Source organism: Pseudomonas sp. B1(2018) (assembly GCF_003097365.1).
Taxonomy (GTDB): Bacteria; Pseudomonadota; Gammaproteobacteria; order Pseudomonadales; family Pseudomonadaceae; genus Aquipseudomonas; species Aquipseudomonas laurylsulfatiphila.
This window is the reverse complement of sequence record NZ_PYUK01000017.1, coordinates 73860-100108: the sequence shown is the minus strand read 5'-3', so window position 1 is coordinate 100108 and position 26249 is coordinate 73860. Positions and strand designations below refer to the sequence as shown.

The 26249-nt window shown below is 60.4% G+C and carries 23 protein-coding genes; 19 read left to right on the top strand and 4 right to left on the bottom strand.

Annotated features, from left to right (window positions below):
- Window positions 1–18: 18 nt before the first annotated feature.
- The 4 genes from C9422_RS23955 (at window position 19) to C9422_RS23930 (ending at window position 4976) form a co-directional block, all read left to right on the top strand.
- Window positions 19–1320, top strand: coding sequence for a urate hydroxylase PuuD (locus tag C9422_RS23955; RefSeq protein WP_116582367.1), 1302 nt, complete (start codon window positions 19–21; stop codon window positions 1318–1320).
- Between the two features lie 192 nt (window positions 1321–1512).
- Window positions 1513–2871, top strand: coding sequence for a nucleobase:cation symporter-2 family protein (locus tag C9422_RS23945; RefSeq protein ID WP_116582366.1), 1359 nt, complete (start codon window positions 1513–1515; stop codon window positions 2869–2871).
- A 156-nt stretch (window positions 2872–3027) separates the two neighbouring features.
- The gene (locus tag C9422_RS23935; protein ID WP_102699325.1) at window positions 3028–3813 is read left to right on the top strand and encodes an outer membrane protein OmpK; all 786 of its coding nucleotides are present in this window, start codon (window positions 3028–3030) and stop codon (window positions 3811–3813) included.
- Between the two features lie 377 nt (window positions 3814–4190).
- The gene (locus tag C9422_RS23930; protein ID WP_116582365.1) at window positions 4191–4976 is read left to right on the top strand and encodes an outer membrane protein OmpK; all 786 of its coding nucleotides are present in this window, start codon (window positions 4191–4193) and stop codon (window positions 4974–4976) included.
- A gap of 87 nt (window positions 4977–5063) precedes the next feature.
- On the opposite strand, the gene C9422_RS23925 is transcribed toward C9422_RS23930, so the two are convergent.
- Window positions 5064–6218 (bottom strand): patatin-like phospholipase family protein, encoded by a 1155-nt coding sequence (locus C9422_RS23925; protein ID WP_116582364.1) that lies wholly within the window; start codon window positions 6216–6218, stop codon window positions 5064–5066.
- 178 nt (window positions 6219–6396) lie between these two features.
- Window positions 6397–7329: a lipid A biosynthesis lauroyl acyltransferase gene (locus C9422_RS23920; protein WP_007974944.1), complete on the bottom strand. Its 933-nt coding sequence runs from the start codon at window positions 7327–7329 to the stop codon at window positions 6397–6399.
- A gap of 118 nt (window positions 7330–7447) precedes the next feature.
- Here C9422_RS23920 and minC point away from each other — a divergent pair, with 118 nt between their 5' ends.
- The 7 genes from minC (at window position 7448) to C9422_RS23880 (ending at window position 14344) form a co-directional block, all read left to right on the top strand.
- Window positions 7448–8185, top strand: a complete 738-nt coding sequence (gene minC, locus C9422_RS23915) for a septum site-determining protein MinC (RefSeq protein WP_007974945.1) — start codon at window positions 7448–7450, stop codon at window positions 8183–8185.
- A 201-nt stretch (window positions 8186–8386) separates the two neighbouring features.
- Complete coding sequence (gene minD, locus C9422_RS23910) at window positions 8387–9199, top strand: septum site-determining protein MinD (RefSeq protein ID WP_007974946.1); 813 nt, start codon at window positions 8387–8389, stop codon at window positions 9197–9199.
- A gap of 3 nt (window positions 9200–9202) precedes the next feature.
- Entirely contained in the window at window positions 9203–9457 is a 255-nt protein-coding gene (minE, locus tag C9422_RS23905; protein ID WP_007974947.1) for a cell division topological specificity factor MinE, read from the top strand.
- A gap of 179 nt (window positions 9458–9636) precedes the next feature.
- Window positions 9637–10272, top strand: a complete 636-nt coding sequence (locus C9422_RS23895; RefSeq protein ID WP_116582363.1) for an RluA family pseudouridine synthase — start codon at window positions 9637–9639, stop codon at window positions 10270–10272.
- A 219-nt stretch (window positions 10273–10491) separates the two neighbouring features.
- Complete coding sequence (locus tag C9422_RS23885; RefSeq protein ID WP_116582361.1) at window positions 10492–11781, top strand: M18 family aminopeptidase; 1290 nt, start codon at window positions 10492–10494, stop codon at window positions 11779–11781.
- A gap of 151 nt (window positions 11782–11932) precedes the next feature.
- Entirely contained in the window at window positions 11933–12109 is a 177-nt protein-coding gene (locus tag C9422_RS32295) for a hypothetical protein (protein WP_008048365.1), read from the top strand.
- A gap of 78 nt (window positions 12110–12187) precedes the next feature.
- Window positions 12188–14344 (top strand): mechanosensitive ion channel family protein, encoded by a 2157-nt coding sequence (locus C9422_RS23880; protein ID WP_116582360.1) that lies wholly within the window; start codon window positions 12188–12190, stop codon window positions 14342–14344.
- 65 nt (window positions 14345–14409) lie between these two features.
- Here C9422_RS23880 and phnR read toward each other — a convergent pair whose 3' ends face one another.
- The gene (gene phnR / locus C9422_RS23875; RefSeq protein ID WP_007974952.1) at window positions 14410–15123 is read right to left on the bottom strand and encodes a phosphonate utilization transcriptional regulator PhnR; all 714 of its coding nucleotides are present in this window, start codon (window positions 15121–15123) and stop codon (window positions 14410–14412) included.
- Between the two features lie 362 nt (window positions 15124–15485).
- Between phnR and C9422_RS23865 the strand changes: the two genes are divergently transcribed.
- The 6 genes from C9422_RS23865 (at window position 15486) to C9422_RS23840 (ending at window position 20859) form a co-directional block, all read left to right on the top strand.
- Window positions 15486–16550 (top strand): ABC transporter substrate-binding protein, encoded by a 1065-nt coding sequence (locus C9422_RS23865; RefSeq protein WP_007974957.1) that lies wholly within the window; start codon window positions 15486–15488, stop codon window positions 16548–16550.
- 122 nt (window positions 16551–16672) lie between these two features.
- The gene (locus C9422_RS23860) at window positions 16673–17479 is read left to right on the top strand and encodes an alkaline phosphatase family protein (protein ID WP_116582358.1); all 807 of its coding nucleotides are present in this window, start codon (window positions 16673–16675) and stop codon (window positions 17477–17479) included.
- A 5-nt stretch (window positions 17480–17484) separates the two neighbouring features.
- A complete protein-coding gene (locus C9422_RS23855) occupies window positions 17485–18321 on the top strand; it encodes an ABC transporter permease subunit (RefSeq protein WP_165824810.1) in 837 nt (278 codons plus the stop codon).
- On the top strand, window positions 18308–19108 hold the full coding sequence (locus tag C9422_RS23850; protein WP_116582357.1) for an ABC transporter permease: 801 nt from the start codon (window positions 18308–18310) through the stop codon (window positions 19106–19108). The genes C9422_RS23855 and C9422_RS23850 overlap by 14 nt, the downstream gene beginning before the upstream one ends.
- A complete protein-coding gene (locus C9422_RS23845) occupies window positions 19105–20094 on the top strand; it encodes an ABC transporter ATP-binding protein (RefSeq protein WP_116582356.1) in 990 nt (329 codons plus the stop codon). Before C9422_RS23850 ends, C9422_RS23845 begins: the two co-directional genes overlap by 4 nt.
- Before the next feature lie 111 nt (window positions 20095–20205).
- Window positions 20206–20859, top strand: coding sequence for an HAD family phosphatase (locus C9422_RS23840; RefSeq protein ID WP_116582355.1), 654 nt, complete (start codon window positions 20206–20208; stop codon window positions 20857–20859).
- A 111-nt stretch (window positions 20860–20970) separates the two neighbouring features.
- Here C9422_RS23840 and C9422_RS23835 read toward each other — a convergent pair whose 3' ends face one another.
- Window positions 20971–21933, bottom strand: a complete 963-nt coding sequence (locus tag C9422_RS23835) for a zinc-binding dehydrogenase (RefSeq protein WP_116582354.1) — start codon at window positions 21931–21933, stop codon at window positions 20971–20973.
- A 138-nt stretch (window positions 21934–22071) separates the two neighbouring features.
- On the opposite strand from C9422_RS23835, the gene C9422_RS23830 reads away from it, so the two are divergent.
- Together C9422_RS23830 and C9422_RS23825 are read left to right on the top strand one after the other, a co-directional pair.
- Entirely contained in the window at window positions 22072–24153 is a 2082-nt protein-coding gene (locus tag C9422_RS23830) for a carboxy terminal-processing peptidase (protein WP_165824809.1), read from the top strand.
- A 146-nt stretch (window positions 24154–24299) separates the two neighbouring features.
- Window positions 24300–26090: a bifunctional diguanylate cyclase/phosphodiesterase gene (locus C9422_RS23825; protein ID WP_116582352.1), complete on the top strand. Its 1791-nt coding sequence runs from the start codon at window positions 24300–24302 to the stop codon at window positions 26088–26090.
- The last annotated feature ends 159 nt before the right edge of the window (window positions 26091–26249 follow it).

The following is a 26249-nucleotide window of genomic DNA, read 5'->3' as shown; positions in this document are numbered from 1 at the left end:
AGGCGAGAGGTAAAGACTGTGGAAGCACATCTGTTGGAATGGCTGAACCTGAGCGTGCGCTGGGTTCACATGATTACTGGCGTGGCCTGGATCGGCGCGTCGTTCTATTTCGTCTGGCTGGAAAACAACCTCAACCGGGTTAACCCGAGAACCGGCCTGGCCGGCGATTTGTGGGCGATCCACGGCGGCGGTATCTACCACCTGGAAAAATACAAGCTGGCCCCACCGACCATGCCGGACAACCTGCACTGGTTCAAATGGGAAGCCTACTTCACCTGGATGTCGGGGATCGCGCTGCTGTGCGTGGTGTTCTACTCCAACCCGACGCTCTACCTGCTGGCTCCGGGCAGCACCCTGAGCGGCCCTGAAGGCGTGGCCATCGGTATCGGCTCGCTGTTCATCGGCTGGTTCGTCTACTCCTTCCTGTGCGACTCGGCCCTGGGCAAACGCCCTGCCCTGCTTGGCTTCATCCTGTTCGTCCTGATCATCGGCGCGGCCTATGGCTTCAGCAAGGTGTTCAGCGGTCGCGGTGCGTACCTGCACGTCGGCGCGATCATCGGCACCATCATGGTCGGCAACGTGTTCCGCATCATCATGCCCGCACAGCGCGCACTGGTGGCGGCGATCGCCGAGAACCGCACGCCGGATCCGGCCCTGCCGGCCAAAGGCCTGCTGCGTTCGCGTCACAACAACTACTTCACCTTGCCGGTGCTGTTCATCATGATCAGCAACCACTTCCCGAGCACCTACGGCAGCCAGTACAACTGGTTGATCCTGGCCGGGATCGCGGTACTGGCAGTGTTGGTGCGTCACTACTTCAACACCCGTCATGACAGCCACAAGTTTGCCTGGACGCTTCCAGTCGCAGCCGTCGGCATGATCAGCCTGGCTTACGTCACCGGCCCTGCGCCGCTGAACAGCCCGGAAGTGGCCAAGGCACCCGCGAAGATCGAATACCAGCCGCTGCCGGAAACCGCAGTGGGCGGTGGTTTGAAACCCGCTGAAGCCAAACCTGCAGAAACGCCAGCCGCCGCTCCGGCGCAAGCGTCCAACGCCGGCCCTGGCTTTGACAAAGTGCACAGCGTGATTCAGGAACGTTGCGCGGTTTGCCACTCGGCCAAGCCCACCAGCCCGCTGTTCAGTGCGGCCCCTGCCGGTGTGATGTTCGACACCCCCGAGCAGATCCGTCAGAACGCACCGCGGATCCAGGCGCAAGCCGTCACCAGCCAGATCATGCCACTGGGCAACATCACGCAGATGACCCAGCAGGAACGTGACCTGATCGGTGCCTGGATTGTGCAGGGAGCCCAGACCAACTGATCGTTAAAAGCTTCGCGAGCAGGCTCGCTCCCACACAGGCAACACAGATCCTGTGGGAGCGGGCTTGCCCGCGAAAGCGTCAGGTCAGTCAACAACGATGTTGAATGTTATGGCCTCTTCGCGAGCAAGCCCGCTCCCACAGGTTTGCCTGACGCACAAAATCACAAGAATAAAAAAGATCCGAGGTGTTGCATGTCCGAGCTATCCGCAGCGCGCATCCCCGACGCACCCGCCATTCAGCGTTTGCCCCTCTTGCAACTGATCCTGGTCGGTTTGCAACATGTTCTGCTGATGTACGGTGGCGCCATCGCGGTGCCGCTGATCATCGGACAGGCCGCTGGCCTGAGTCGTGAAGAAATCGCCTTTCTGATCAACGCCGACCTGCTGGTGGCCGGCATTGCCACCATCGTCCAGTCCCTCGGCATCGGCCCCATGGGCATTCGCATGCCGGTGATGATGGGGGCCAGTTTCGCCGCCGTCGGCAGCATGGTCGCCATGGCCGGCATGCCCGGTATCGGCCTGCAAGGGATCTTCGGCGCGACCATCGCCGCCGGTTTCTTCGGCATGCTCATCGCGCCGTTCATGTCCAAGGTCGTACGTTTCTTCCCGCCGCTGGTAACCGGCACGGTCATCACCTCGATCGGTTTGTCGCTGTTCCCCGTGGCCGTGAACTGGGCCGGCGGCGGTGCCAGCGCCGCTCAATTCGGCTCGCCGATCTACCTGACCATCGCCGCCCTCGTGCTGGGCACCATCCTGTTGGTCCACCGTTTCATGCGCGGCTTCTGGGTCAATATTTCCGTGCTGATCGGCATGTGCCTGGGCTACGTGCTCTGCGGCCTGCTCGGCATGGTTGACCTCAGCGGCATGGCGCAGGCGCCATGGCTGCAATTCGTCACCCCGCTGCACTTCGGCATGCCGAAATTCGAACTCGCACCGATCCTGTCGATGTGCCTGGTGGTGGTGATCATTTTCGTCGAGTCCACCGGGATGTTTCTTGCGCTGGGCAAGATCACCGGCCAGGAGGTCTGCCCACGGATGCTGCGGCGCGGCTTGCTGTGCGATGCCGGCGCCTCGTTCTTCGCCGGGTTCTTCAACACCTTCACCCACTCCTCCTTTGCCCAGAACATCGGCCTGGTGCAGATGACCGGTGTGCGCTGCCGCTCCGTGACCATCGTCGCCGGCGGTTTGCTGATCGTCCTGAGCCTGCTCCCCAAGGCCGCGTTCCTGGTGGCCTCGATCCCGCCAGCCGTTCTGGGCGGCGCAGCGATTGCGATGTTCGGCATGGTCGCCGCCACCGGGATCAAGATTCTCCAGGAAGCCGACATCGGTGACCGTCGCAACCAGTTGCTGGTGGCGGTGAGCATCGGCATGGGCCTGATCCCGGTGGTGCGCCCTGAGTTTTTTGCCCACCTGCCTGTGTGGATGAGCCCGATCACCCACAGCGGCATCGCCATGGCCACCCTCAGCGCGCTGACGCTGAACCTGTTGTTCAACATCCTTGGCGGCGCCGAACGCGCGGCCATCAACGACTGCCACGCACACACGCATTAACAGACGAAAGCCACAAAACCTGTGGGAGCGGGCTTGCCCGCGAAGGGGCCATCAGCCTCAACATCATCGTTGACTGATGCACCGCTTTCGCGAGCAAGCCCGCTCCCACAGTAGAGCTACATGCGCCTTAAAAATAAAAACAAGAGGGAGCAACAGATGATTCGGACACAAACCAACCTGCTGTTGGGTGCTGGCCTGCTGGCTGCGAGTCAGGCCATGGCCGGCGATTTACTGCTGTGGCAGACCAACAGCCTGAGCTATCTGTACGGCAAGGACTTCGTGGTAAACCCGTCGATCCAGCAGACGATAACCTTCGAACACGCCGATCGCTGGAAGTACGGTGACAACTTCATGTTCATCGACAGCACCTACTACAACGGCGAGAAAGACCGGAACAAAGGCGTCCACGCCTACTACGGCGAGTTCAGCCCGCGCCTCTCCCTGGGCAAGATCCTCGACCGTCGCTTCGAATTCGGCCCGATCAAGGACGTGCTGCTGGCCATGACCTACGAGAACGGCGAAGACGACACCGAGGCCTACCTGATCGGCCCCGGATTCGACCTCGCGGTACCGGGCTTCAATTTTTTCACCCTGAACTTCTACTACCGCCAGACCGAAGGCTCGCGTCCCGGCGACGATGTCTGGCAGATCACGCCGGCCTGGTCCTTCACCCTGCCATTGGGCAACTCGAACCTGTTGATCGACGGCTACATGGACTGGGTCGTGGATAACGACCAGAACGCCCATGGCACCTATCACGCCAACCTGCACTTCAACCCGCAGATCAAGTACGACCTGGGCAAAGCCCTGGGCTGGCGGGAGAAACAGGTGTACGTCGGCGCCGAATACAGCTACTGGAAAGACAAGTACGGCATCGAAAACAGCGGCAAATTCGACACCAATGAAAACACCACCAGCCTGCTGGTGAAGGTGCATTTCTGATGTTGCCCCGCAACCGTGCGCCAAACCTGTCGTCGGTGCGCCGTTGCGGAGCACTTGAGACCTGGCCGAGGAGTCAGTATTCTCCGCGGCCGCCCGAATCCGGTTTAAAAAAAAGCCCGGATGTAAAACCTGACCAGCAGGCCAACTTATCCCGGCGCTGGCAGGCACCAAGGCACCCCAAAACCCCTCTCAATCGACTGCTCTTGAGCCGTCGAGCGGGAGTTTTTTTGCTTTTTGAAAGCCTTGGCTCAGCTCTTGCTAACAGCACCAAAGCTGACCGATTGGATGATTTTTTACCGCTACGGAAACAGGCGCCACACCAGAGCGCCGACCTTAAAAAAATAACGTGGAACCACCTACTTTTTGGGAGCAACCGAATGAAACGTACGTGCACTAGCCTGATGCTGGCGGGGTCGATGCTGGCCGGGGGCCAGGCCATGGCCGGCGATTTGCTGCAGTGGCAGACCAACAGCCTGACCTACCTGTATGGCAAGGACTTCCAGGTCAACCCGCGCATCCAGCAGACGGTGACCTTCGAACACGCCGATGGCTGGAAGTACGGCGACAACTTCTTCTTCATCGACAAGATCTTCTACAACGGCAAGGAAGACGCCTTCGCGGGCAAGAACACCCACTATGGCGAGCTCAGCCCGCGCCTGTCGTTCAACAAGATCTTCGACCAGAAGTTCGAGTTAGGCCCGATCAAGGACGTCCTGCTGGCCATGACCTACGAGTTCGGTGAAGACGACACCGAGTCGTACCTGATCGGCCCTGGCTTCGACCTGGCCATCCCGGGCTTCGACTACTTCCAGTTGAACTTCTACAACCGTCACACCGAAGGCGACCGCCCGGGCGACAACATCTGGCAGGTCTCGCCGGTCTGGTCCTACACCATCCCGGTGGGTGAATCGGACGTGCTGATCGACGGTTTCATGGACTGGGTCGTCGACAACGACGTCAACAGCAAAGGCGAATACCACGCCAACCTGCACTTCAACCCACAGGTCAAATACGACCTGGGCAAGGCGCTGAACCTGGGTGCCAAGCAGTTGTACGTCGGTGTCGAGTATGACTACTGGAAAAACAAGTACGGGATTGAAGACAGCCAGGGTTTCAAGACGGATCAGAGCGTGACCAGTTTCCTGGTTAAGGTGCACTTCTGATTTAAAATCAAAAGATCGCAGCCTTCGGCAGCTCCTACAGGGGAACGCATTCCAATGTAGGAGCTGCCGAAGGCTGCGATCTTTTGCTTATGGCAACCCCAGAAACCGACTCAACTCTCCGCGCTTGGCCAACGCATCGCGCCGCCCCAGTTCGATCAACTCGCTGCAGTACCCCGCCTCGAACAACAGATAGCTCAGCACCCCTGCCCCGCTGGTCCTGGTCGCGCCCGGTCCGCGTAAAAACAGGCGTAATGCCGGCGGCAATTCCTGACGATGCCGCGCGGCAATCTCGTCGATCGGCTGGCTCGGTGAAATCACCAGCACGTCCACCGGCGCCACGCCCAATGCGCGGGTCGGTGTGCCATCAGGCATCAGGTGACTGAACTGGTTCAGGCGCTGCAACAGTTCGATGTCACTTTCCAGGCTGTCAATGAACGTACTGTTGAGCATGTGCCCGCCGATCTGCGCCAGGGTCGGCTGCTGACCGGTGTAGCTGCGCTGCAAGGGTTGTTGCGGGTCGATACCGCGGGGGTTGCCGCTGACGCCCACCACCAGCACCCGACTGGCGCCCAGATGCAGCGCCGGGCTGATCGGCGCCGACTGACGCACCGCGCCATCACCGAAATACTCTTCGCCGATTTTCACCGGGGCGAACAGCAGTGGGATGGCCGAACTGGCGAGCAAGTGTTCTACCGACAGTCGGGTGGGAACGCCAATGCGTCGATGGCGCAACCAGGCATCGATCTTGCCGCCGCCCTGATAAAAGGTGACGGCCTGGCCAGACTCATAGCCGAACGCCGTGACCGCCACCGCATGCAATTGCTTCTGTGCGATCGCTTCGGCGATGCCGCCCATATGCAGCTTGTCGTTGAGCAGATCCCGCAGCGGCGAACTGTTGAGCAGTGCCACCGGAACCTGGGCACCGATGCCGAGCAAACTGTGGCTGACAAAGCGACTGGCCTGGCGAATGACCCCGGGCCAGTCGCTGCGCAGTACCAGAGGGCTGCGAAAGGCCTGCCAGAAGGCCGTCAGGCGTTGGATGGCACGACGAAAGTCCATTGCCCCGCTGGCGAGGCTGACGGCGTTGATCGCGCCCGCCGAGGTGCCGACGATCACCGGAAACGGATTGCTCGCCCCCGGCGGCAGCAATTCGGCAATCGCCGCCAGCACCCCGACCTGATAAGCCGCCCGAGCCCCGCCGCCGGAAAGAATCAACCCTGTAACCGGTTCAGCTGGACTCATGCACAACTCTCCATGGTGCTTGATGGGATTTCGTTGTTTCGACCTGTTCCCTTGTGGGAGCGAGCTTGCTCCGGGCGGCGTTCCGACGATGGACGTCAACGATAACGCGGGTAACCTGACGCCCAGTGGCGCTCTCCAGTCCATCGCGAGCAGGCTCGCTCCTACAGGGGATCGGGGTTCAACGGCGTTTGGCGTACAGCTTCGGCTCGCCCGGTGGACGGCTCTTGAAGCGGCGGTGGGCCCACAGGTATTGCTCGGGATATTCGCGCAGGACGCCTTCGATCCACTGGTTGATGCGAATGCAGTCTTCTTCCTCGGTTTCACCGGGGAAGCCTTCGAGCGGCGCATGGATCACCAGCCGATAACCGCTGCCGTCCGCCAGGCGTTCCTGGGTGAACGGCACCACCAGCGCCTTGCCCAGCCGCGCAAACTTGCTCGTGGCGGTGACGGTCGCCGCCTGAATGCCGAACAGCGGCACGAAGATGCTTTGCTTGGCGCCGTAGTCCTGATCCGGCGCGTACCAGATCGCGCGGCCCGAGCGCAGCAACTTGAGCATGCCGCGCACGTCTTCACGCTCTATCGCCAGCGAATCGAGGTTGTGCCGCTCGCGGCCCTGGCGCTGGATGTAGTCGAACAGCGGATTCTTGTGCTCGCGGTACATGCCGTCGATGGTGTGCTGCTGACCGAGCAATGCCGCGCCGATTTCCAGCGTGGTGAAGTGCAGCGCCATCAGGATCACGCCCTTGCCTTCGCGCTGGGCCTGCTGCAGATACTCCAGCCCTTCAACGTGAGCGAGACTCGCCAGGCGTTTGCGCGACCACCACCAGCTCATCGCCATCTCAAAAAATGCGATACCGGTGGAGGCGAAGTTTTCCTTGAGCAGGCGTTTGCGTTCGGCGGCGGTTTTTTCCGGAAAACACAGTTCCAGATTACGCTTGGCAATGCGCCGTCTGTCGCCGGCCACGCGATACATCAATGAACCCAGGACGCGACCGATCCACAGCAGTGCCGGATATGGCAACTGGACGATCAGCCACAACAGCCCCAGGCCACACCACAGCGGCCAGAAACGTGGAGATAGAAATGCTTTTCGAAAACGCGGGCGGTCCATTAATGCTTCCGGAATGACAATGGCCGCGCATTCTACATCGTTCGACCCGGCTTGCGGCCTGCGGGCGTTCTCGTTATAAGTCTCGGCACTTTTAGTGACAAGTCGTTGTATGCCGACCATGAGCCAAACCGAACCGCTAGACCAAGATCCCGTGTTCCAGTTGAAGGGCAGCATGCTGGCCATTACGGTGCTGGAACTGGCCCGTAACGACCTGGAAAGCCTTGATCGGCAACTGGCCGCCAAGGTCGCCCAGGCGCCCAACTTCTTCAGCAACGCGCCGCTGGTACTGGCCCTGGACAAACTCCCGGCCAACGAAGGCGCCGTCGATCTGCCCGGCCTGATGCGCGTGTGCCGCCAGCATGGCCTGCGCACCCTGGCGATCCGCGCCAGCCGCATCGAAGACATTGCCGCCGCCATCGCAGTCGACTTGCCGGTGCTGCCACCGTCCGGTGCTCGGGAGCGTCCACTGGACCTGACCGAAGGCGAACCGAAGAAAAAACCGGAAAAACCGCCTGAACCGACCATCAAGCCGACAAAAATCATCACCTCGCCCGTACGCGGTGGCCAGCAGATTTATGCCCAGGGCAGCGATCTGGTGGTGATCTCCTCGGTCAGCCCGGGGGCGGAACTTCTCGCCGATGGCAACATCCATGTATACGGCCCGATGCGTGGTCGTGTGTTGGCCGGCGTCAAGGGCGACACCAAGGCGCGGATTTTCTGTCAGCAAATGAGTGCTGAACTGATTTCCATTGCCGGACATTACAAGGTTTCCGAAGATCTGCGCCGCGACCCTCTGTGGGGTTCGGGTGTGCAGGTCAGCCTGTCCGGCGACGTGTTGAACATCATTCGGCTTTAACGGATACTGCCGCATTTTCCAAGCATCTCTAAAACGTAGCGAAAACGGCTCAAACGAAGTAGGAAAAGGCCGAAAGCAGTGTTTACCGGGGGTAAACGCCGCTTAAAACCCGATTCCAGCCAAGGCTGTCCGACTGCAGTAGTTTTTCAGGAGATGTTTTTCAGGGGCTGAAAAGTCCTTTTTCCTTAGGGGTGAAACACCTTGGCCAAGATTCTCGTGGTTACATCCGGCAAGGGTGGTGTGGGTAAGACCACCACCAGCGCCGCTATCGGTACCGGCCTCGCTCTGCGCGGCCACAAAACAGTTATCGTCGACTTCGACGTGGGCTTGCGTAACCTCGACCTGATCATGGGTTGCGAGCGCCGCGTGGTGTATGACTTCGTCAACGTGGTCAACGGCGAAGCCAACCTGCAACAGGCCCTGATCAAAGACAAGCGCCTGGAAAACCTCTATGTGCTGGCCGCCAGCCAGACCCGCGACAAAGACGCGCTGACCGTCGAAGGCGTGGAAAAAGTCCTGATGCAACTCAAGGAAGATTTTGAGTTCGTGGTCTGCGATTCCCCGGCGGGCATCGAAAAAGGCGCCCACCTGGCCATGTACTTCGCCGATGAAGCGATCGTCGTGACCAACCCGGAAGTTTCCTCGGTACGTGACTCCGACCGCATGCTCGGCCTGCTGGCCAGCAAGTCCCGTCGTGCCGAACGCGGCGAAGACCCGATCAAGGAACACCTGCTGATTACCCGTTATCACCCGGAGCGTGTGAGCAAAGGCGAAATGCTCGGCGTAGAAGACGTCAAGGAAATCCTTTCGGTGACCCTGCTCGGCGTGATCCCTGAATCCCAGGCGGTGCTCAAGGCATCCAACCAGGGCGTTCCGGTGATTCTCGACGACCAGAGCGATGCCGGCCAGGCCTACAGCGATACCGTTGACCGCCTGCTGGGCAAGACCGTGGATCATCGATTCCTTGATGTACAGAAGAAGGGATTCTTCGAGCGCCTGTTTGGAGGCAACTAAGCAATGAACCTTTTTGACTTCTTTCGTGCCAACAAAAAGCAAAGCACCGCGTCGGTAGCGAAAGAGCGTCTACAGATCATCGTGGCGCACGAACGCGGCCAACGCAGCACCCCGGACTACCTGCCGGCCTTGCAGAAGGAACTGGTCGAGGTGATCCGCAAGTACGTCAATATCGGGTCCGATGACGTGCACGTCGCACTGGAAAGCCAGGGCAGCTGCTCGATTCTGGAACTCAACATCACCCTGCCTGATCGCTGAGTCGATCCGCCAGGAGCCACGGCGGCTCAGGCCCTTCAGGCCTTTGTAGGAGCTGCCGCAGGCTGCGATCTTTTGATCTTGTTTTTGAAATGCAAAATCAAAAGATCGCAGCCTGCGGCAGCTCCTACAGGGAACGAGGGGCCTGAGCCGCCGTTGGCGTTTGTTACGAGGCTGTTTTAATGCCGTTGTCCAACATCCACATCATCCATCAGGACGCTGCCGTACTGGTGGTGAACAAACCGACCCTGTTGCTCTCTGTCCCTGGCCGGGCCGATGACAACAAGGACTGCCTGATTACCCGCCTGCAGGAAAACGGCTACCCGGAAGCGCGAATCGTCCATCGGCTGGACTGGGAGACGTCCGGCATCATCCTGCTGGCCCGCGACCCGGACACCCATCGCGAGCTGTCCCGGCAATTTCACGACCGCGAAACCGAAAAGGCCTACACCGCCCTGTGCTGGGGTCAGCCGGAACTCGACAGCGGCAGCATCGACCTGCCCCTGCGCTACGACCCGCCGACCAAGCCGCGGCATGTGGTCGATCATAAATTCGGCAAACATGCGTTGACCTTCTGGCGCGTGCTGGAGCGTTGCGGCGACTGGTGCCGCGTTGAGCTGACACCGATCACCGGCCGCTCCCACCAGTTGCGCGTACACATGCTTTCGATCGGTCATCCGCTGCTCGGTGACGGGCTCTATGCCCACGAGCAGGCGCTGGCGGCCTGGCCGCGCCTGTGCCTGCACGCGAGCATGCTGACCTTCACCCATCCCCAGACCGGCGAGCGCCTGCGCTTCGAGTGCCCGGCACCGTTCTGAACGCAACGCACTCCCCCTGTAGGAGCGAGCTTGCTCCGGGCGGCGTTCCGACGATGATCTCAAGAACGCCGCGGGGCGCCAGGCTTCCCGCGTTATCGTTGACGACCATCGCGAGCAAGCTCGCTCCTACAGGGGGGGGGGCGCCACTCCACCCGCACACCACCGCCAATTCCCTGACCAATACGTTAAACTGGCGCCACTGCTGTCTGGAGCTACTTTATGCGCGAAGAGTTGAACCAAGGCCTGATCGATTTCCTCAAGGCCTCCCCTACCCCGTTCCATGCCACCGCCAGCCTTGTTCAGCGCCTGGAAGCGGCGGGCTATCAACGCCTCGACGAGCGCGAGCCGTGGAACACCGAAGCCAACGGTCGCTACTACGTCACCCGCAATGACTCTTCGATCGTCGCGATCAAAATGGGCCGCCATTCGCCGCTGCACGGCGGCATTCGCCTGGTCGGCGCCCACACCGACAGCCCGTGCCTGCGCGTCAAGCCGCAACCGGAGCTGCAGCGCCAGGGTTTCTGGCAGTTGGGTGTCGAAGTCTATGGCGGTGCACTGCTGGCACCGTGGTTCGACCGCGACCTGTCCCTGGCCGGCCGCGTGACCTTCCGGCGTGACGGCAAGGTCGAGAGCCAGTTGATCGACTTCAAGGCCCCGGTCGCGATCATTCCGAACCTGGCGATTCACCTCAACCGCGAAGCCAACATGGGCTGGGCCATCAACGCCCAGACCGAACTGCCGCCGATCCTTGCGCAATTCGCCGGTGACGAGCGGGTGGACTTCCGCGCGGTACTCACCGACCAGCTCGCCCGCGAACACGGCCTGAATGCCGATGTGGTGCTCGATTACGAGCTGAGTTTCTACGACACCCAAAGCGCTGCAGTCATTGGCCTGCATGGCGACTTCATCGCCGGCGCGCGCCTGGACAACCTGCTGTCGTGCTACGCCGGCCTGCAAGCGTTGCTGACGGCCGACACCGACGAAACCTGCGTGCTGGTCTGCAACGACCACGAAGAAGTCGGCTCCTGCTCGGCCTGCGGTGCCGATGGCCCGATGCTGGAGCAAACCCTGCGTCGCCTGCTGCCTGAAGGTGATGAGTTCGTACGCACCATTCAGAAATCCCTGCTGGTTTCGGCTGACAACGCCCACGGCGTGCATCCGAACTACGCCGACAAGCACGATGCCAACCATGGCCCGAAACTCAACGCCGGCCCGGTGATCAAGGTCAACAGCAACCAGCGCTACGCCACCAACAGCGAAACCGCCGGGTTCTTTCGTCACCTGTGCATGGCTGAAGAAGTGCCGGTGCAAAGCTTCGTGGTGCGCAGCGACATGGGCTGCGGTTCGACCATCGGCCCGATCACCGCCAGCCACCTGGGCGTGCGCACCGTGGACATCGGCCTGCCGACGTTCGCCATGCACTCGATCCGCGAACTGTGCGGCAGCCAAGACCTGGCGCACCTGGTCAAGGTACTGAGCGCGTTCTACGCCTGCCGCGAGTTGCCTTAAACCCTGTAGGAGCTGCCGCAGGCTGCGATCTTTTGATTTTGCTTTTAAGATCAAAAGATCGCAGCCTGCGGCAGCTCCTACACACGCACATCAATTCGGCTGCTTCAAAAGCGGCCTAGACTTCAAGTATCCCTTCGACAAGGCTGTCTCCATGATTTCGATGTCCACCTTTCACGCCATGCTGATCCCGATTCTTGCCGGGATGCTCCTGCTGGCCGTAGGCTTCAACTTTCGCGACAAAAATGCCGGTGTGTTTGCCATGTGGATCGGCATGCTGACCATCCTCGCCACCGTGGTGATCAAGATCCTCGCCAAACTCAACGAATAATTCATCGCCCTTGGCTCGCATTGAATTTGACGGGCTCGTACACTCGGTCGATCCGCTCCTTGCGAGGTTGACCGCCTAGTGTTCGCTCGTCTTTTTGCCCTTCCGTATTTTTTCCTTGCCTGCCTGTTGCTGCTGCCAGTGGCACCTGCCCAGGCGGCCGGCCTGCCAAGCCTGCTCGGCGGCCAGGCCAAGGCGCAGCCCGAAGCACAGGAACCACTGGGGCAGTCCCTGGACGAAGTGATCAAGTCACTGGAAAACGATCAGCAGCGCACCAAGCTGCTGGTCGATCTGAAAAGGCTGCGTGACACCACCAAAAAGGCCCAGCCGACTACCGAAGAAGGCGTGCTGGGCCTGATTGGCGGAACCCTGGCCACGATCGAAAAGAAATTTTCCGGCGACGACAGTCCGCTCACGCGCTGGTCCAGCGAGTTCGACCAGGCCCAGGAAGAGTTGATGGCCCTGGCGCTGCCGGCCAATGAATGGCTGCCGATGCTCTTTGCGTTCGCCATGATCCTGATGGTCTGGAGCCTGCTGGCCGCCGCGCTGATCTGGATCAGCCACCGCGTGCGCATGCGTTTCGGCCTGACTGAAGAACTGCCGCAACACCCCCGTGCCCTGGACATGTTGCGCTTTGCCTTGCGCAAGCTCGGGCCATGGCTGATCGCCCTGGTGATCACGATCTACATGAGCTATGCCCTGCCCTCGTCCCTGGGCAAAAGCCTGGCGATGGTGCTGGCCTATGCGTTGGTCGTCGGCACCTGCTTCTCGGCCATCTGCGTGATTGCCTTTTCCCTGCTCGACGGCCCACACCGCCACCGCGCCTTGTACATTCTGCGGCACCAGGCGTTTCGACCGCTGTGGCTGATCGGCAGCTTCGCCGCATTTGGCGAAGCGCTGAGCGACCCAAAACTGGTCGACAGCCTCGGCAGCCATCTGGCCCATACGGCTGCCACGATTGCCAATGTCCTGGCAGCTTTGTCCACGGCCCGGTTCATCTTGCGTTTCCGCCGCCCGATCGCCCACCTGATCCGCAACCAGCCGCTGTCCCGACGCCTGACCCGCCGCGCCCTCAACGACACCCTGTCGATTCTCGGCACCTTCTGGTACGTGCCGGCGCTGGTGCTGGTGGCCATTTCCCTGTTCGCGACGTTCATTTCCGCCGGCGACACCAGCACTGCCCTGCGCCAGTCGCTGATCTGCACCGTGCTGCTGGTGTTGTGCATGGTCATCAACGGCCTGGTACGCCGCCACGCCCTCAAGCCCCAGCGCGGCATCCGGCGTTACGCCGTGTATTCGGAACGGTTGAAAAACTTCTTCTACACAATCCTCCACCTGTTGGTGTGGCTGGCCTTTATCGAACTCGGCCTGCGGGTCTGGGGCATGTCCTTGATCCGCTTTACCGAAGGCGACGGCCACGAAGTCAGCGTCAAGCTGTTCAGCCTCGCCGGCACGCTGCTGTTCGCCTGGCTGATCTGGATTCTCAGCGACACCGCCGTGCACCATGCACTGACCCGCTCGCGCAAAGGCCTGGCCAATGCCCGCGCGCAGACAATGATGCCGCTGATTCGCAACGTGCTGTTCGTGGCCATTTTCATTGTCGCGCTGATCGTTGCCCTGGCGAACATGGGCATGAACGTCACGCCCCTGCTGGCCGGTGCCGGTGTGATCGGTCTGGCGATCGGCTTTGGTGCGCAATCGCTGGTAGCCGACCTGATTACCGGATTGTTCATCATCATCGAAGACTCACTGGCCATCGACGACTACGTGGATGTCGGCGGCCACCTCGGCACGGTAGAAGGCCTGACCATCCGCACCGTGCGCCTGCGGGACATCGATGGCATCGTCCACACCATTCCGTTCAGTGAAATCAAAAGCATCAAGAACTACTCCCGGGAATTCGGCTACGCGATCTTCCGGGTCGCGGTGCCGGCCAACATGGACATCGACAACGCCATCAAACTGATGCGCGAAGTCGGCCAGAAAATGCGCACCGATCCGTTGCAGCGACGCAATATCTGGTCGCCGCTGGAGTTCCAGGGGGTGGAAAGTTTCGAGTCGGGCAACGCGATCCTGCGCGCCCGCTTCAAGACCGCGCCGATCAAGCAGTGGGAGGTTTCGCGGGCGTTCAACCTGTCACTCAAGCGGCACATGGATGAAGCCGGACTGGACCTGGCGACACCGCGGATGAGTATTCAGGTCACAGCCGCCACCGGCTCCCGGGACCAACCCCTGTAGCAGCTGCCGCAGGCTGCTATCTTTTAAATATCAAAAGATCGCTGCCTGCGGCAGCTCCTACAAAGTCAAACCACGTCAACGCCGACATGAATCGCATCATGCCGCCAGAACTCCAGGTCGCAGTCGATCAACCGTTCATGCTGGTCATAGTTGACGCGGGCAATCCGTAAGCCCGGGCTCCCCGCCGACACCTTCAACGCCGCTGCCGCATCCACCGACAACGCCGTGGGCACAATCTCGAAGCGCACCCGTCCGTAGTGCAGGTCGTAATGCCGCGCATACAACTCGGTGATCGACTGATTCAAGTCGAAATCGAGGATTCCCGGAAAGTACTGCGGGTTCAGATAGTGCTCCACGTACAGCACCAGTCGCCCGTCGATGCGCCGTGAGCGGCAGATCTGGATCACGCTCGACAGCGCCGGCAATTGCAGCCAGGCACAAACGGCCGCCGACGCCGGTTGCAATCGTGCCGAAATCACCTCGGTGGACGGCACCCGCCCCTGGGCACTGACCATCGCGTGAAAGTGGCTGCGCTGCATCAGGTTGTACGCCAGGCGTGGCGGCGAGACGAACCAGCCACGACGCTCCTCGCGGTAGATTTGCCCCTGCGACTCCAACTGCAACAACGCCTCACGCAAAGTGATCCGCGTGGTGCCGAACAATTCACTGAGCTTGCGCTCGGCGGGTAATTTGCTGCCCGGGGCCAACAGGCCATGGTCGATCTGCTCCTGAAGCACCTGGCCGATGGCTGTTACCGCCTTTGTTGCCTCTTCACGCATCAACGTTTCCTATCTGGACTAGACCAGCACCAATTCAGGGCAGAACCGCCGCGCAATCCGGCTCATTCAATAGTCTGCAAGCGTAGGCAGCGTAGATGACCGAGGTGTGACAAAGCTGCCCAACGGTCGCCGCTCTGCGAACTCGAAACCTGCAATTCATCGGCCAAGTCCCTTGCCAGCCGAGGCCTTGACCATGGTCTACGCTTATCAGGCCAGTCGCGATACCGCTGAACAAAAAGTCCTCCAGGGCGACGAGCGACATCAAAGTGTCATCCAGCCCCCTTAAATTGGCTCAGGTATTGCTGACCTAGACCAACACAAACCGCAATCGCAGCGTTGAACACGACCCAAGGAGCTTCGGAATGAAAAAGCTTTTCCTGGCATCACTGTTAGGCTCGACCATCGCAATGTGCACCGCCGCCATGGCGGCCGATGATTTGAAAACCCTGGAAGCCGCTGCGAAAGCGGAAGGCGCCGTCAACAGCGTCGGCATGCCCGATGACTGGGCCAACTGGGCCGGCACCTGGAAAGACCTGAGCGACAAGTACGGCCTCAAGCACATCGACACCGACATGAGTTCGGCCCAGGAGATCGCCAAGTTCGCCGCGGAGAAAGACAACGCCAGCGCCGACATCGGCGACGTCGGTGCAGCCTTCGGCCCGATCGCGGTCAAGCAGGGCGTAGTCCAGCCCTACAAGCCTTCCACCTGGGATCAGGTGCCAGCCTGGGCCAAGGACAAGGACGGCAACTGGGCACTGGCCTACACCGGCACCATCGCTTTCATCGTCAACAAGAAGTTGCTGCACGGCTCCGAAGCCCCAACCAAGTGGGCTGACCTCAAGAGCGGCAAGTACAAGGTGTCCATCGGTGACGTGAGCACCGCAGCCCAGGCAGCCAACGGCGTACTGGCCGCGGCACTGGCCAACGGTGGCGACGAGAAAAACCTCCAGCCTGCCCTGCTGCTGTTCGCCGACATCGCCAAGCAAGGTCGCCTGTCGATGTCCAACCCGACGATTGCCACCATGGAAAAAGGCGAAATCGAAGTCGGCGTGGTCTGGGACTTCAACGGCCTGAGCTACAAGGCCAAGATGGCCAACCCGGATGACTACGTGGTGCTGATCCCGTCCGACGGCTCGGTGATTTCCGGCTACACCACCATCATCAACAAGTACGCGAAAAACCCGAACGCCGCCAAGCTGACCCGCGAATACATCTTCAGCGACGCCGGCCAGATCAACCTGGCCAAGGGCAACGCCCGTCCGATCCGTGCCGAGCACATCACACTGCCGGCCGACGTGAAGGCCAAGCTGCTGCCTAACGAGCAGTACAAGAAAGTGACGCCGATCAAAGACGCGGATGCGTGGGAAAAGACCTCCAAGGCCCTTCCTCAGAAGTGGCAGGAAGAAGTCATTATCAATATGCAGTAATGCTGCATCCGTAGGAGCTGCCGCAGGCTGCGATCGTTTGATTGTGCTTTTTCAAGATCAAAAGATCGCAGCCTGCGGCAGCTCCTACACCGTTCAGTTTTGAATCTGGAGTCATCGCCCCTATGAAGCACAACGTCATCCTTGTGGTGCTCGACGGCCTCAACTATGAGGTCGCCCGTCACGCCATGGGGCACCTGCAGGCGTACGTCGGTGCAGGACGTGCGGCACTCTACAAGCTGGAGTGCGAGTTGCCGGCCCTGTCCCGCCCGCTGTACGAATGCATCCTGACCGGCGTTGCGCCCATCGACAGCGGTATCGTCCACAACAACGTTTCGCGCCTGTCCAACCAGCGCAGCATCTATCACTACGCCACCGACGCAGGTCTAGTCACCGCCGCGGCGGCCTATCACTGGGTCAGCGAACTGTATAACCGTTCGCCTTTCGTGGCGGCACGGGACCGCCACACCGATGACCCGCAACTGCCGATCCAGCATGGGCATTTCTACTGGAACGATCACTACCCCGATTCGCACCTGTTCGCCGACGCCGAAAACCTGCGCCAGCGCCATGCGCCGCACTTCCTGCTGATCCACCCGATGAACATCGACGACGCCGGGCACAAGCACGGCCTCGACACCCCGCAGTACCGCAACAGCGCCCGCTCGGCCGACATCATCCTGGCCGACTACCTGCAAGGCTGGCTCGATGCCGGTTATCAGGTGCTGGTCACCGCCGACCACGGCATGAACAACGACCGCTCCCACAACGGCCTGCTGCCGGAAGAACGTGAGGTGCCGTTGTTCGTTCTCGGCGATGCGTTCAGCTTCGGCGCCGGTGCAGCGCCGAAACAGACCGAGATCTGCGGCACCGTCTGCGAGTTGCTGGGCGCGCCCCACGACAAACCGGTCTGCCGGGAGCTGCTCAAGTGAATGCCATGACCCGCAGTAAATGGCTGGCAGCCTTATGCCTGGTCCCGTTCGCACTGTTCTTCATCGTGTTCGAGATCGCACCGCTGACCTGGGTGATGATCAACAGCCTGCAATCGGAAGAATTCGGCTGGGGCCTGGCCAACTTCAGCAAAATCTTCAGTTCGAAGTTTTACCTGCAGGCGATCCAGTACAGCCTCGAGATCAGCTTCTGGTCCAGCGTGTTCGGGATCATCATCGCGATACTGGGCGCCTACTCCCTGCGCCGGGTCGATTCGAAACTGCGCAACTTCGTCAACGCCTTCGCCAACATGACCAGCAACTTCGCCGGCGTGCCCCTGGCCTTCGCGTTCATCATTTTGCTCGGCTTCAACGGCAGCTTCACCATCATGCTCAAGCAGGCCGGGATCATTCAGGATTTCAACCTGTACTCGAAAACCGGGTTGATCATTCTCTACACCTACTTCCAGATTCCTCTGGGCGTACTGCTGCTGTACCCGGCCTTCGATGCGCTGCGCGAAGACTGGCGTGAGTCCGCGGCGCTACTCGGCGCCGACGGTTGGCAGTACTGGCGGCATATCGGTTTGCCTGTGTTGACGCCGGCACTGCTGGGCACCTTCGTGATCCTGCTGGCCAACGCCCTAGGCGCCTACGCCACGGTGTACGCCCTGACCACCGGCAACTTCAACGTGCTGCCAATCCGCATCGCGGCGATGGTGTCCGGTGACATTTCCCTGGACCCGAACCTGGCCAGCGCCCTGGCCGTGGTACTGGTGGCCCTGATGACCCTGGTGACCATCGTGCATCAGTTGCTGTTGAAGAGGAGCTACCATGTCTCGCGCTGAACTGGGGCCCGCCGGTGTCTACCACCGCGTCGTGGTTTACCTGTTGTTTGCCATCCTGCTGTTGCCGCTGGCCGGCACGCTGGTCTACTCGATCGCCAGCAGTTGGTCGGCAACCATTCTGCCCAGCGGTTTCACCCTCAAGTGGTACATCCAACTGTGGAGCGATCCGCGCTTCCTGAATGCGTTCGGGCAATCGCTGCTGGTCTGCGTGGGTTCACTGATTCTTTCCGTCGTGCTGATCCTGCCGTTGCTGTTCGTGGTGCATTACCACTTCCCGAAACTCGATGCGCTGATGAACATCCTGATCCTGCTGCCCTTCGCCGTGCCACCGGTGGTGTCGTCGGTGGGGCTGCTGCAGCTCTATGGTTCCGGGCCGTTCGCCATGGTCGGTACACCCTGGATCCTGATCGGTTGCTACTTCACCGTGGCGCTGCCGTTCATGTACCGGGCGATCACCAACAACCTGCAAGCGATCAACCTGCGCGACCTGATGGACGCCGCCCAGTTGCTCGGCGCCAGCACCTGGCAAGCCGCCATCCTGGTGGTGCTGCCGAACCTGCGCAAGGGCCTGATGGTGGCGCTGCTGCTGTCGTTCTCGTTCCTGTTCGGTGAGTTCGTGTTCGCCAACATCCTCGTCGGCACCCGCTACGAAACCCTGCAGGTCTACCTCAACAACATGCGCAACAGCAGCGGTCATTTCACCAGTGCGCTGGTGATTTCCTACTTCTTCTTTGTGCTGGTTCTGACCTGGATTGCCAATATCTTGAACAGGGACAAAAGCGAATGAGCTATGTCAGCGTCCAACATCTTCAGAAAAGCTTCGCCGGCACCACGGTGTTCAGCGACATCAATTGCGAAATCCAGAAAGGTGAGTTCGTCACCCTGCTCGGCCCCTCCGGTTGCGGCAAGTCCACCCTGCTGCGCTGCATCGCCGGCCTGACGTCGGTGGATGGCGGCAAAATCCTGCTCGACGGTACCGATATCGTGCCGGTGAGCCCGCAGAAACGCGGGATCGGCATGGTGTTCCAGAGCTATGCGCTGTTCCCCAACATGACCGTGGAGCAAAACGTCGCCTTTGGTCTGCGCATGCAAAAGGTCAATGCCGATGACAGCCAGAAACGCGTCGCCGAAGTACTGAAACTGGTGGAGTTGCAGGACTTCGCCGCACGCTATCCACATCAGCTGTCCGGGGGCCAATGCCAGCGCGTCGCCCTCGCCCGCTCGCTGGTGACCCGACCACGCCTGTTGCTGCTGGACGAACCGCTGTCGGCGCTGGATGCGCGCATTCGCAAGCACCTGCGCGAACAGATCCGTCAGATCCAGCGCGAACTGGGCCTGACCACGATTTTCGTCACACACGATCAGGAAGAAGCCCTGACCATGTCTGACCGGATTTTCCTCATGAATCAGGGAAAGATCGTACAAAGCGGCGACGCCGAAACCCTCTACACTGCGCCGGTGGATGTGTTCGCTGCCGGTTTCATCGGCAACTACAACCTGCTGGATGCCGACAGTGCCTCGAAGCTGCTGCAGCGGCCAATCAACAAGCGCATCGCCATTCGCCCGGAAGCCATCGAACTGAGCCTCAACGGTGAACTGGACGCGCAGGTACGCAGCCACAGCCTGTTGGGCAACGTAATCCGCTACCGGGTCGAAGCCCGGGGCGTGGAACTGGTGGTGGATGTGCTGAACCGCTCGGCGGCCGACCTGCATCCCGATGGTCAGCGCCTGGCGCTTTCCATCGATCCGACGGCCCTGTGTGAGGTAGCTTGAAGGCAGCGGCAAGTTTCAAGCTGCAAGCTTCAAGTTGTAGACTGCTGACCACCTAACCCAATTCTTGCAGCTTGCAGCTTGAAGCTTGCAGCTGTTCTCAGAGAGAACCCGATGGCCCTGGCAATTTTTGATCTGGACGAAACCCTGATCCACGGCGACTGCGCCACCCTTTGGAGCGAGCAGATGGGCCGCCTGGGCTGGGTCGACCCCGAGTCGTTCATGCGACAGAACAACGAGCTGATGGACGCTTACAGCCACGGCAAATTGCGCATGGAAGACTTCATGACCTTCAGCCTGGAGCCGATGATCGGCCGCACGCCACAAGAGGTCGAGCATCTGGTTGGCCCCTGGGTGGAAGACTACATCGAGCCGATCATTTTCAGCGACGCCACCAAGGCGATCGCGGCGCATCGCAAGGCCGGCGACCGAATTCTGGTGATCTCGGCCTCGGGCACTCACCTGGTCGGCCCCATCGCCGAGCGCCTGGGCATCGACGAGATACTGGGCATCGAGCTGGAAGTGGCTCAGGGCGTTTACACCGGCCATACCGTGGGCACCCTGACCTACCGCGAAGGCAAGATCACCCGCTTGCTGGAGTGGCTGGATGCGGAAGAGGAAAACCTCGAAGGCGCAAGTTTCTATTCCGACTCTCGCAATGACCTGCCGCTGTTGCTGAAGGTGGATTTCCCCCACGTGGTCAATCCGGATCCGGTGTTGCGCGAGCAGGCCGAAAAGGCCGGTTGGCCGATCCACGACTGGAAATAACCCGGCCCCCTGTGGGAGCGAGCTTGCTCGCGATGGCGGCGAGTCAGTTACATTAATATCAACTGACACTCCGCCATCGCGAGCAAGCTCGCTCCCACAGGTTTCTCGTTGTCAGTTCAGGCTCTCGTCAATCACCAACACCACCTTCCCCGCCACGTTATTACTCGCCAGTTCTGCAAACGCTGCTTCGGCATCCTTGATTGCAAAGGTCCTGGCCAGTTGCGCACTCAAGCGCCCCTCGGCAAACAATGGCCACACGTGCAGGCCCAGATCGCTGAACAGATCTGCCTTGAACTGATCATCCCGGCTGCGCAGGGTCGAACCCAGCAACTGCACGCGCTTGGCCAGCACCTGGGCCAGATCCAGCTTGGCCTCGCGCCCGCCCATCAGACCGATCAACACCCAGCGACCATCCTGAGCCAGCAACTTCAGGTTCAATGCCGCGTAACTGCCACCCACCGGGTCGAGAATCACGTCGAACGGCCCCAGATCGCGCAAGCTCTCCAGATCACCGTTACGCACCACGCCGCCCTGGGCACCCAGCGCTTCGCAGTACGCCAGTCGCTCGGCAGAACCGACGCTGACCCAGCACGGGTTACCGAAGGCCTTGCACAGCTGAATGGCCGCTGAACCAATGCCACTTGCTCCGGCATGCAACAAAACTTTCTGACCCGGCTTGAGCGCAGCCAGTTGAAACACATTCAACCAGACCGTTGCATAAACTTCGGGCAATGCCGCCGCTTCGACCAGTGACATTCCGTCGGGAACCGGCAATACATGCCGCCCGTCGACAACCACCTCTTCGGCCATCCCGCCCCCGGCCAGCAAGGCGCAAACCCGATCGCCCACCTGCCAGGAGGAGCCGGCGCCAACCTCGCTGATGACCCCCGAGCACTCTAGACCGAGCACCTGGCTGGCCCCTGGCGGTGGCGGATAAAGACCGGCTTTCTGCAACAAATCGGCACGATTGAGGCCCGCTGCCGCCACTCGAATACGAACTTGCCCTACATCGCATGCAGGACTGGGTTCATCAACCCATACCACTTGACCGTCAACGCCTTGCAATGCTTTCACAGTGCCTCCATAGTGAGTCTGGACTGAGCCCGAAGCTATAGCGCCGGGCTTTTTGCATTATGCGACCGGCTCCCAAAGAGCCGGCGACTTCAAAGACGGCCTAATATGCGTTATCAATTGTCCCCGCGTCGAATCAGCATGAAGCATCTGTTCCCCAGCACTGCCCTCGCCTTATTCATCGGTATCGGCTTGCTGCCGATTTCGAGCAATACATTCGCAGCCAATAGCTGGGACAAGCTTCAACCCGATCGTGACGAAGTGATCGCCAGTCTGAACGTCGTGGAATTGCTCAAACGCCACCACTACAGCAAGCCGCCACTCGATGACGCGCGCTCGGTGATCATCTACGACAGCTACCTCAAGCTGCTGGATCCATCGCGCAGCTATTTCATGGCCAGCGACATTGCCGAATTCGACAAGTGGAAGACGCAGTTCGACGACTTCCTCAAGAGCGGCGACCTCAACGCCGGGTTCACCATCTACAAGCGCTACCTGGACCGCGTGAAGGCGCGTCTGGACTTTGCCCTTGCCGAGCTGAACAAGGGCGTCGACAAGATCGACTTCAACACCAAGGAAACCTTGCTGATCGACCGCAAGGACGCCCCTTGGCTCAAATCCACCGCGGAACTCGACGACCTGTGGCGCAAACGCGTCAAGGACGAGGTCCTGCGCCAGAAGATCGCCGGCAAGGATTCCAAGCAGATCCAGGAAACCCTGACCAAGCGCTACAAGAACCAGCTGGCGCGCCTGGACCAGACCCGCGCGGAAGACATCTTCCAGGCGTACATCAATACCTTCGCCATGTCCTACGACCCGCACACCAACTATCTGTCGCCGGATAACGCGGAAAACTTCGACATCAACATGAGCCTGTCCCTCGAGGGCATCGGCGCCGTGTTGCAGAGCGATAACGACCAGGTGAAAGTCGTGCGCCTGGTGCCGGCAGGTCCGGCGGACAAGACCAAGCAGGTCGCACCGGCCGACAAGATCATCGGCGTTGCCCAGGGCAACAAGGAAATGGTCGACGTGGTGGGCTGGCGCCTGGACGAAGTGGTCAAGCTGATCCGTGGTCCGAAAGGCACCGTGGTGCGCCTGGAAGTGATCCCGGCCAGCAATGCGCCGAACGACCAGACCACCAAGATCGTGCCGATCACCCGTGAAGCGGTGAAGCTCGAAGACCAGGCCGTGAAGAAGTCGGTCTTGAACCTCAAGCAGGACGGCAAGGACTACAAGCTCGGCGTCATCGAGATCCCGGCGTTCTATCTGGACTTCAAGGCCTTCCGTGCCGGCGACCCGGATTACAAGAGCACCACCCGCGACGTCAAGAAACTGCTGACCGAACTGCAAAAAGACAAAGTCGACGGCGTGGTCATCGACCTGCGCAACAACGGCGGCGGCTCCTTGCAGGAAGCCACCGAACTGACCAGCCTGTTCATCGACAAAGGCCCGACCGTGCTCGTGCGTAACGCCGATGGCCGTGTAGACGTGCTGGAAGATGAAAACCCCGGTGCGTTCTACAAAGGCCCGATGGCGTTGCTGGTCAACCGCCTGTCCGCCTCGGCTTCGGAGATTTTTGCCGGCGCCATGCAGGACTACCACCGCGCACTGATCATCGGCGGCCAGACCTTCGGCAAAGGTACCGTGCAGACCATCCAGCCACTCAACCATGGCGAGCTGAAACTGACCCTGGCCAAGTTCTACCGGGTTTCCGGACAGAGCACCCAGCATCAGGGCGTCTTGCCGGACATCGATTACCCGTCGATCATCGACACCAAGGAAATCGGCGAAAGCGCCCTGCCCGAAGCCATGCCGTGGGACACCATCAAGGCGGCGATCAAGCCGGCGGTCGACCCCTTCAAGCCGTACCTTTCGCAGCTCAAGTCCGAGCACGACATTCGTACCGCCAAGGATGCGGAGTTCGTGTTCATCCGCGACAAGCTGGCCCTGGCGCAGAAACTGATGGCCGAAAAGACCGTCAGCCTCAATGAAGCCGAGCGTCGTGCCCAGCACGCCGACATCGAAGCCAAACAGCTGGCCATGGAGAACATCCGTCGCAAGGCCAAGGGCGAAGAACCGCTCAAAGAGCTGAAGAAAGAAGACGAGGACGCCATCGCGGCCGAGGACGACAAGACCAAACCGGAAGACGATGCCTACCTGAGCGAAACCGGGCGGATTCTGCTGGACTACCTGAAACTCAACACGACAGTGGCGAAGCACTGAGTGTTGATAAACAGCTGATGGCAATTTAATGCTAACGCCCTCCGGGGCGTCATCAAACAGTCATCATTCTGTCGTGAAATACGGGACTGGCGTGCTCCTTGTCGAAAGGGACCACGCCAGTCCTTTTTTTATCGCCAGAGATCGCCATGACCACAACCGAACAGCTGAGTGCATTGAGCTCGATCCTGACTCAAGGCGGTTTGCACAGTTTGTTCCAACCGATCATCAGCCTCTCTGAGCGGCGCATTCTCGGCTACGAAGCCCTCAGTCGCGGGCCGTCCAACAGCCCTCTGCACTCCCCTGTCGCCCTGTTCGCCGTCGCTCGTCAGGCCGGTCGTTTGAGCGAGCTGGAAATTGCCTGCCGCGAAAGCGCTTGCCGACGCTTCAATGAACAACAACTGCCCGGCCTGTTGTTTCTCAACGTATCCCCGGAATCCCTGCTCGAAGCAGCCCATCAACCGGGACGCACCCTGCAATTGCTGCAGGACTTCGGCATTCCGCCGAGTCAGGTAGTCATCGAGCTCACGGAACAGACGCCGACGGATGATTTCCAGCTGCTGCAAACCGCCCTGCATCACTATCGGGCGATGGGATTTTCGATTGCGCTGGATGATCTGGGGGCGGGTTATTCAAGTTTGCGCTTGTGGTCCGAACTGCGGCCGGATTACGTGAAAATCGACCGGCATTTCATTGATGGCATTCATCAGGATGCGCTCAAGCGCGAGTTCGTCGGCTCGATCCTGCAAATCGCCAAGGCCTCGCGGGCGCAAGTCATTGCCGAAGGTATCGAGTTACCGGAAGAGCTCACGGTACTGACCGAGATGGGCGTCGATCTGGTCCAGGGCTATCTGCTCTGCCGCCCCCAGGAACACCCGCCACAGGATGCCCGGGCAATGATGCCCCGCCAGGACAGCACCAGCGTTGTACTGAGCGAAGACGGTAGCGACCTCAGCGCACTGCTCAACGAGCAACCCGCCGTGAACCGGGACACCCCGACCGCCACGGTACTCGAAGCCTTTCGCCGCCAGGCCAACCTGAACTCGCTGGCGGTCCTGGATGCACAGGGTCAGCCTTGCGGTATCGTCCATCGGCATTCGCTCTCCGATGCCCTGCTCAAGCCCTTTGCCACCGATCTGTTCGCCCGCAAACCCATCAGCCGCCTGATGAACGATGACTTCCTCGCCGTCGAGCTGAGCCAGTCGCTGCAACAAGTCAGCCGCCTGATCACCGGCCGTGCCCGCCAGCGCATCGAAGAAGATTTCATCATCACCCTCAATGGCGGCTATCTCGGGCTGGGCCGCGTGATAGACGTACTCAAACTGATCACCGAACTGAAGATCCAGCAAGCCCGCTACGCCAACCCGCTGACTTTGCTCCCGGGCAACGTGCCGATCCAGCAATGCCTGACGCGGTTGCTGCAACAGCAACGGGAATCGGTGATCTGCTACGTGGACATCGACAGCTTCAAACCTTTCAACGACATCTACGGCTATGGCCGCGGCGACGAAGTCCTGTTGTGCCTGGCGCAATGCCTGAACGACCGCGTCGACCCGTCCCGCGACTTCGTCGGCCACATCGGCGGTGATGATTTCCTGCTGGTGCTCGGCCCGGAAGACTGGCGCAAACGCTTGAACCAGTTGCTCGACGACTTCCAGAGCCAATGCCGACGCTTCTACCGCAGCGAGCACCTGGAAGCCGGCTGCTTCATCGCACCGAATCGCCAGGGCGTACGACAGGAGTTTGCGCTGTTGTCACTGTCGATCGGCGTGGTACATCTTCATCCACAGGCCTGTGGACAACTCGATGCGAGCCAGCTGGCGGAAATGGCGTCACAAGCCAAGCACCATGCGAAGAATGTGCAGGGCTATAGCGTGCATGTGATTGATACCCTGGTGGGGCAGGAACATGAAGGTGCTTGCCTGATGGGGCAGCGGTGATTGACAGGACGCTTTCGCGAGCAGCCTCGCTCCCACAGAAGAGCAAAAGCAGATTTGCGTACACAAACGCTCTTCACCACTCAACAGGCCGAGCGTTAGCTCGCCTGCCGCTCTTGATCTTGATCCACCCGCCCCCTCGGCAGGCTGAGTGGAGGTGTT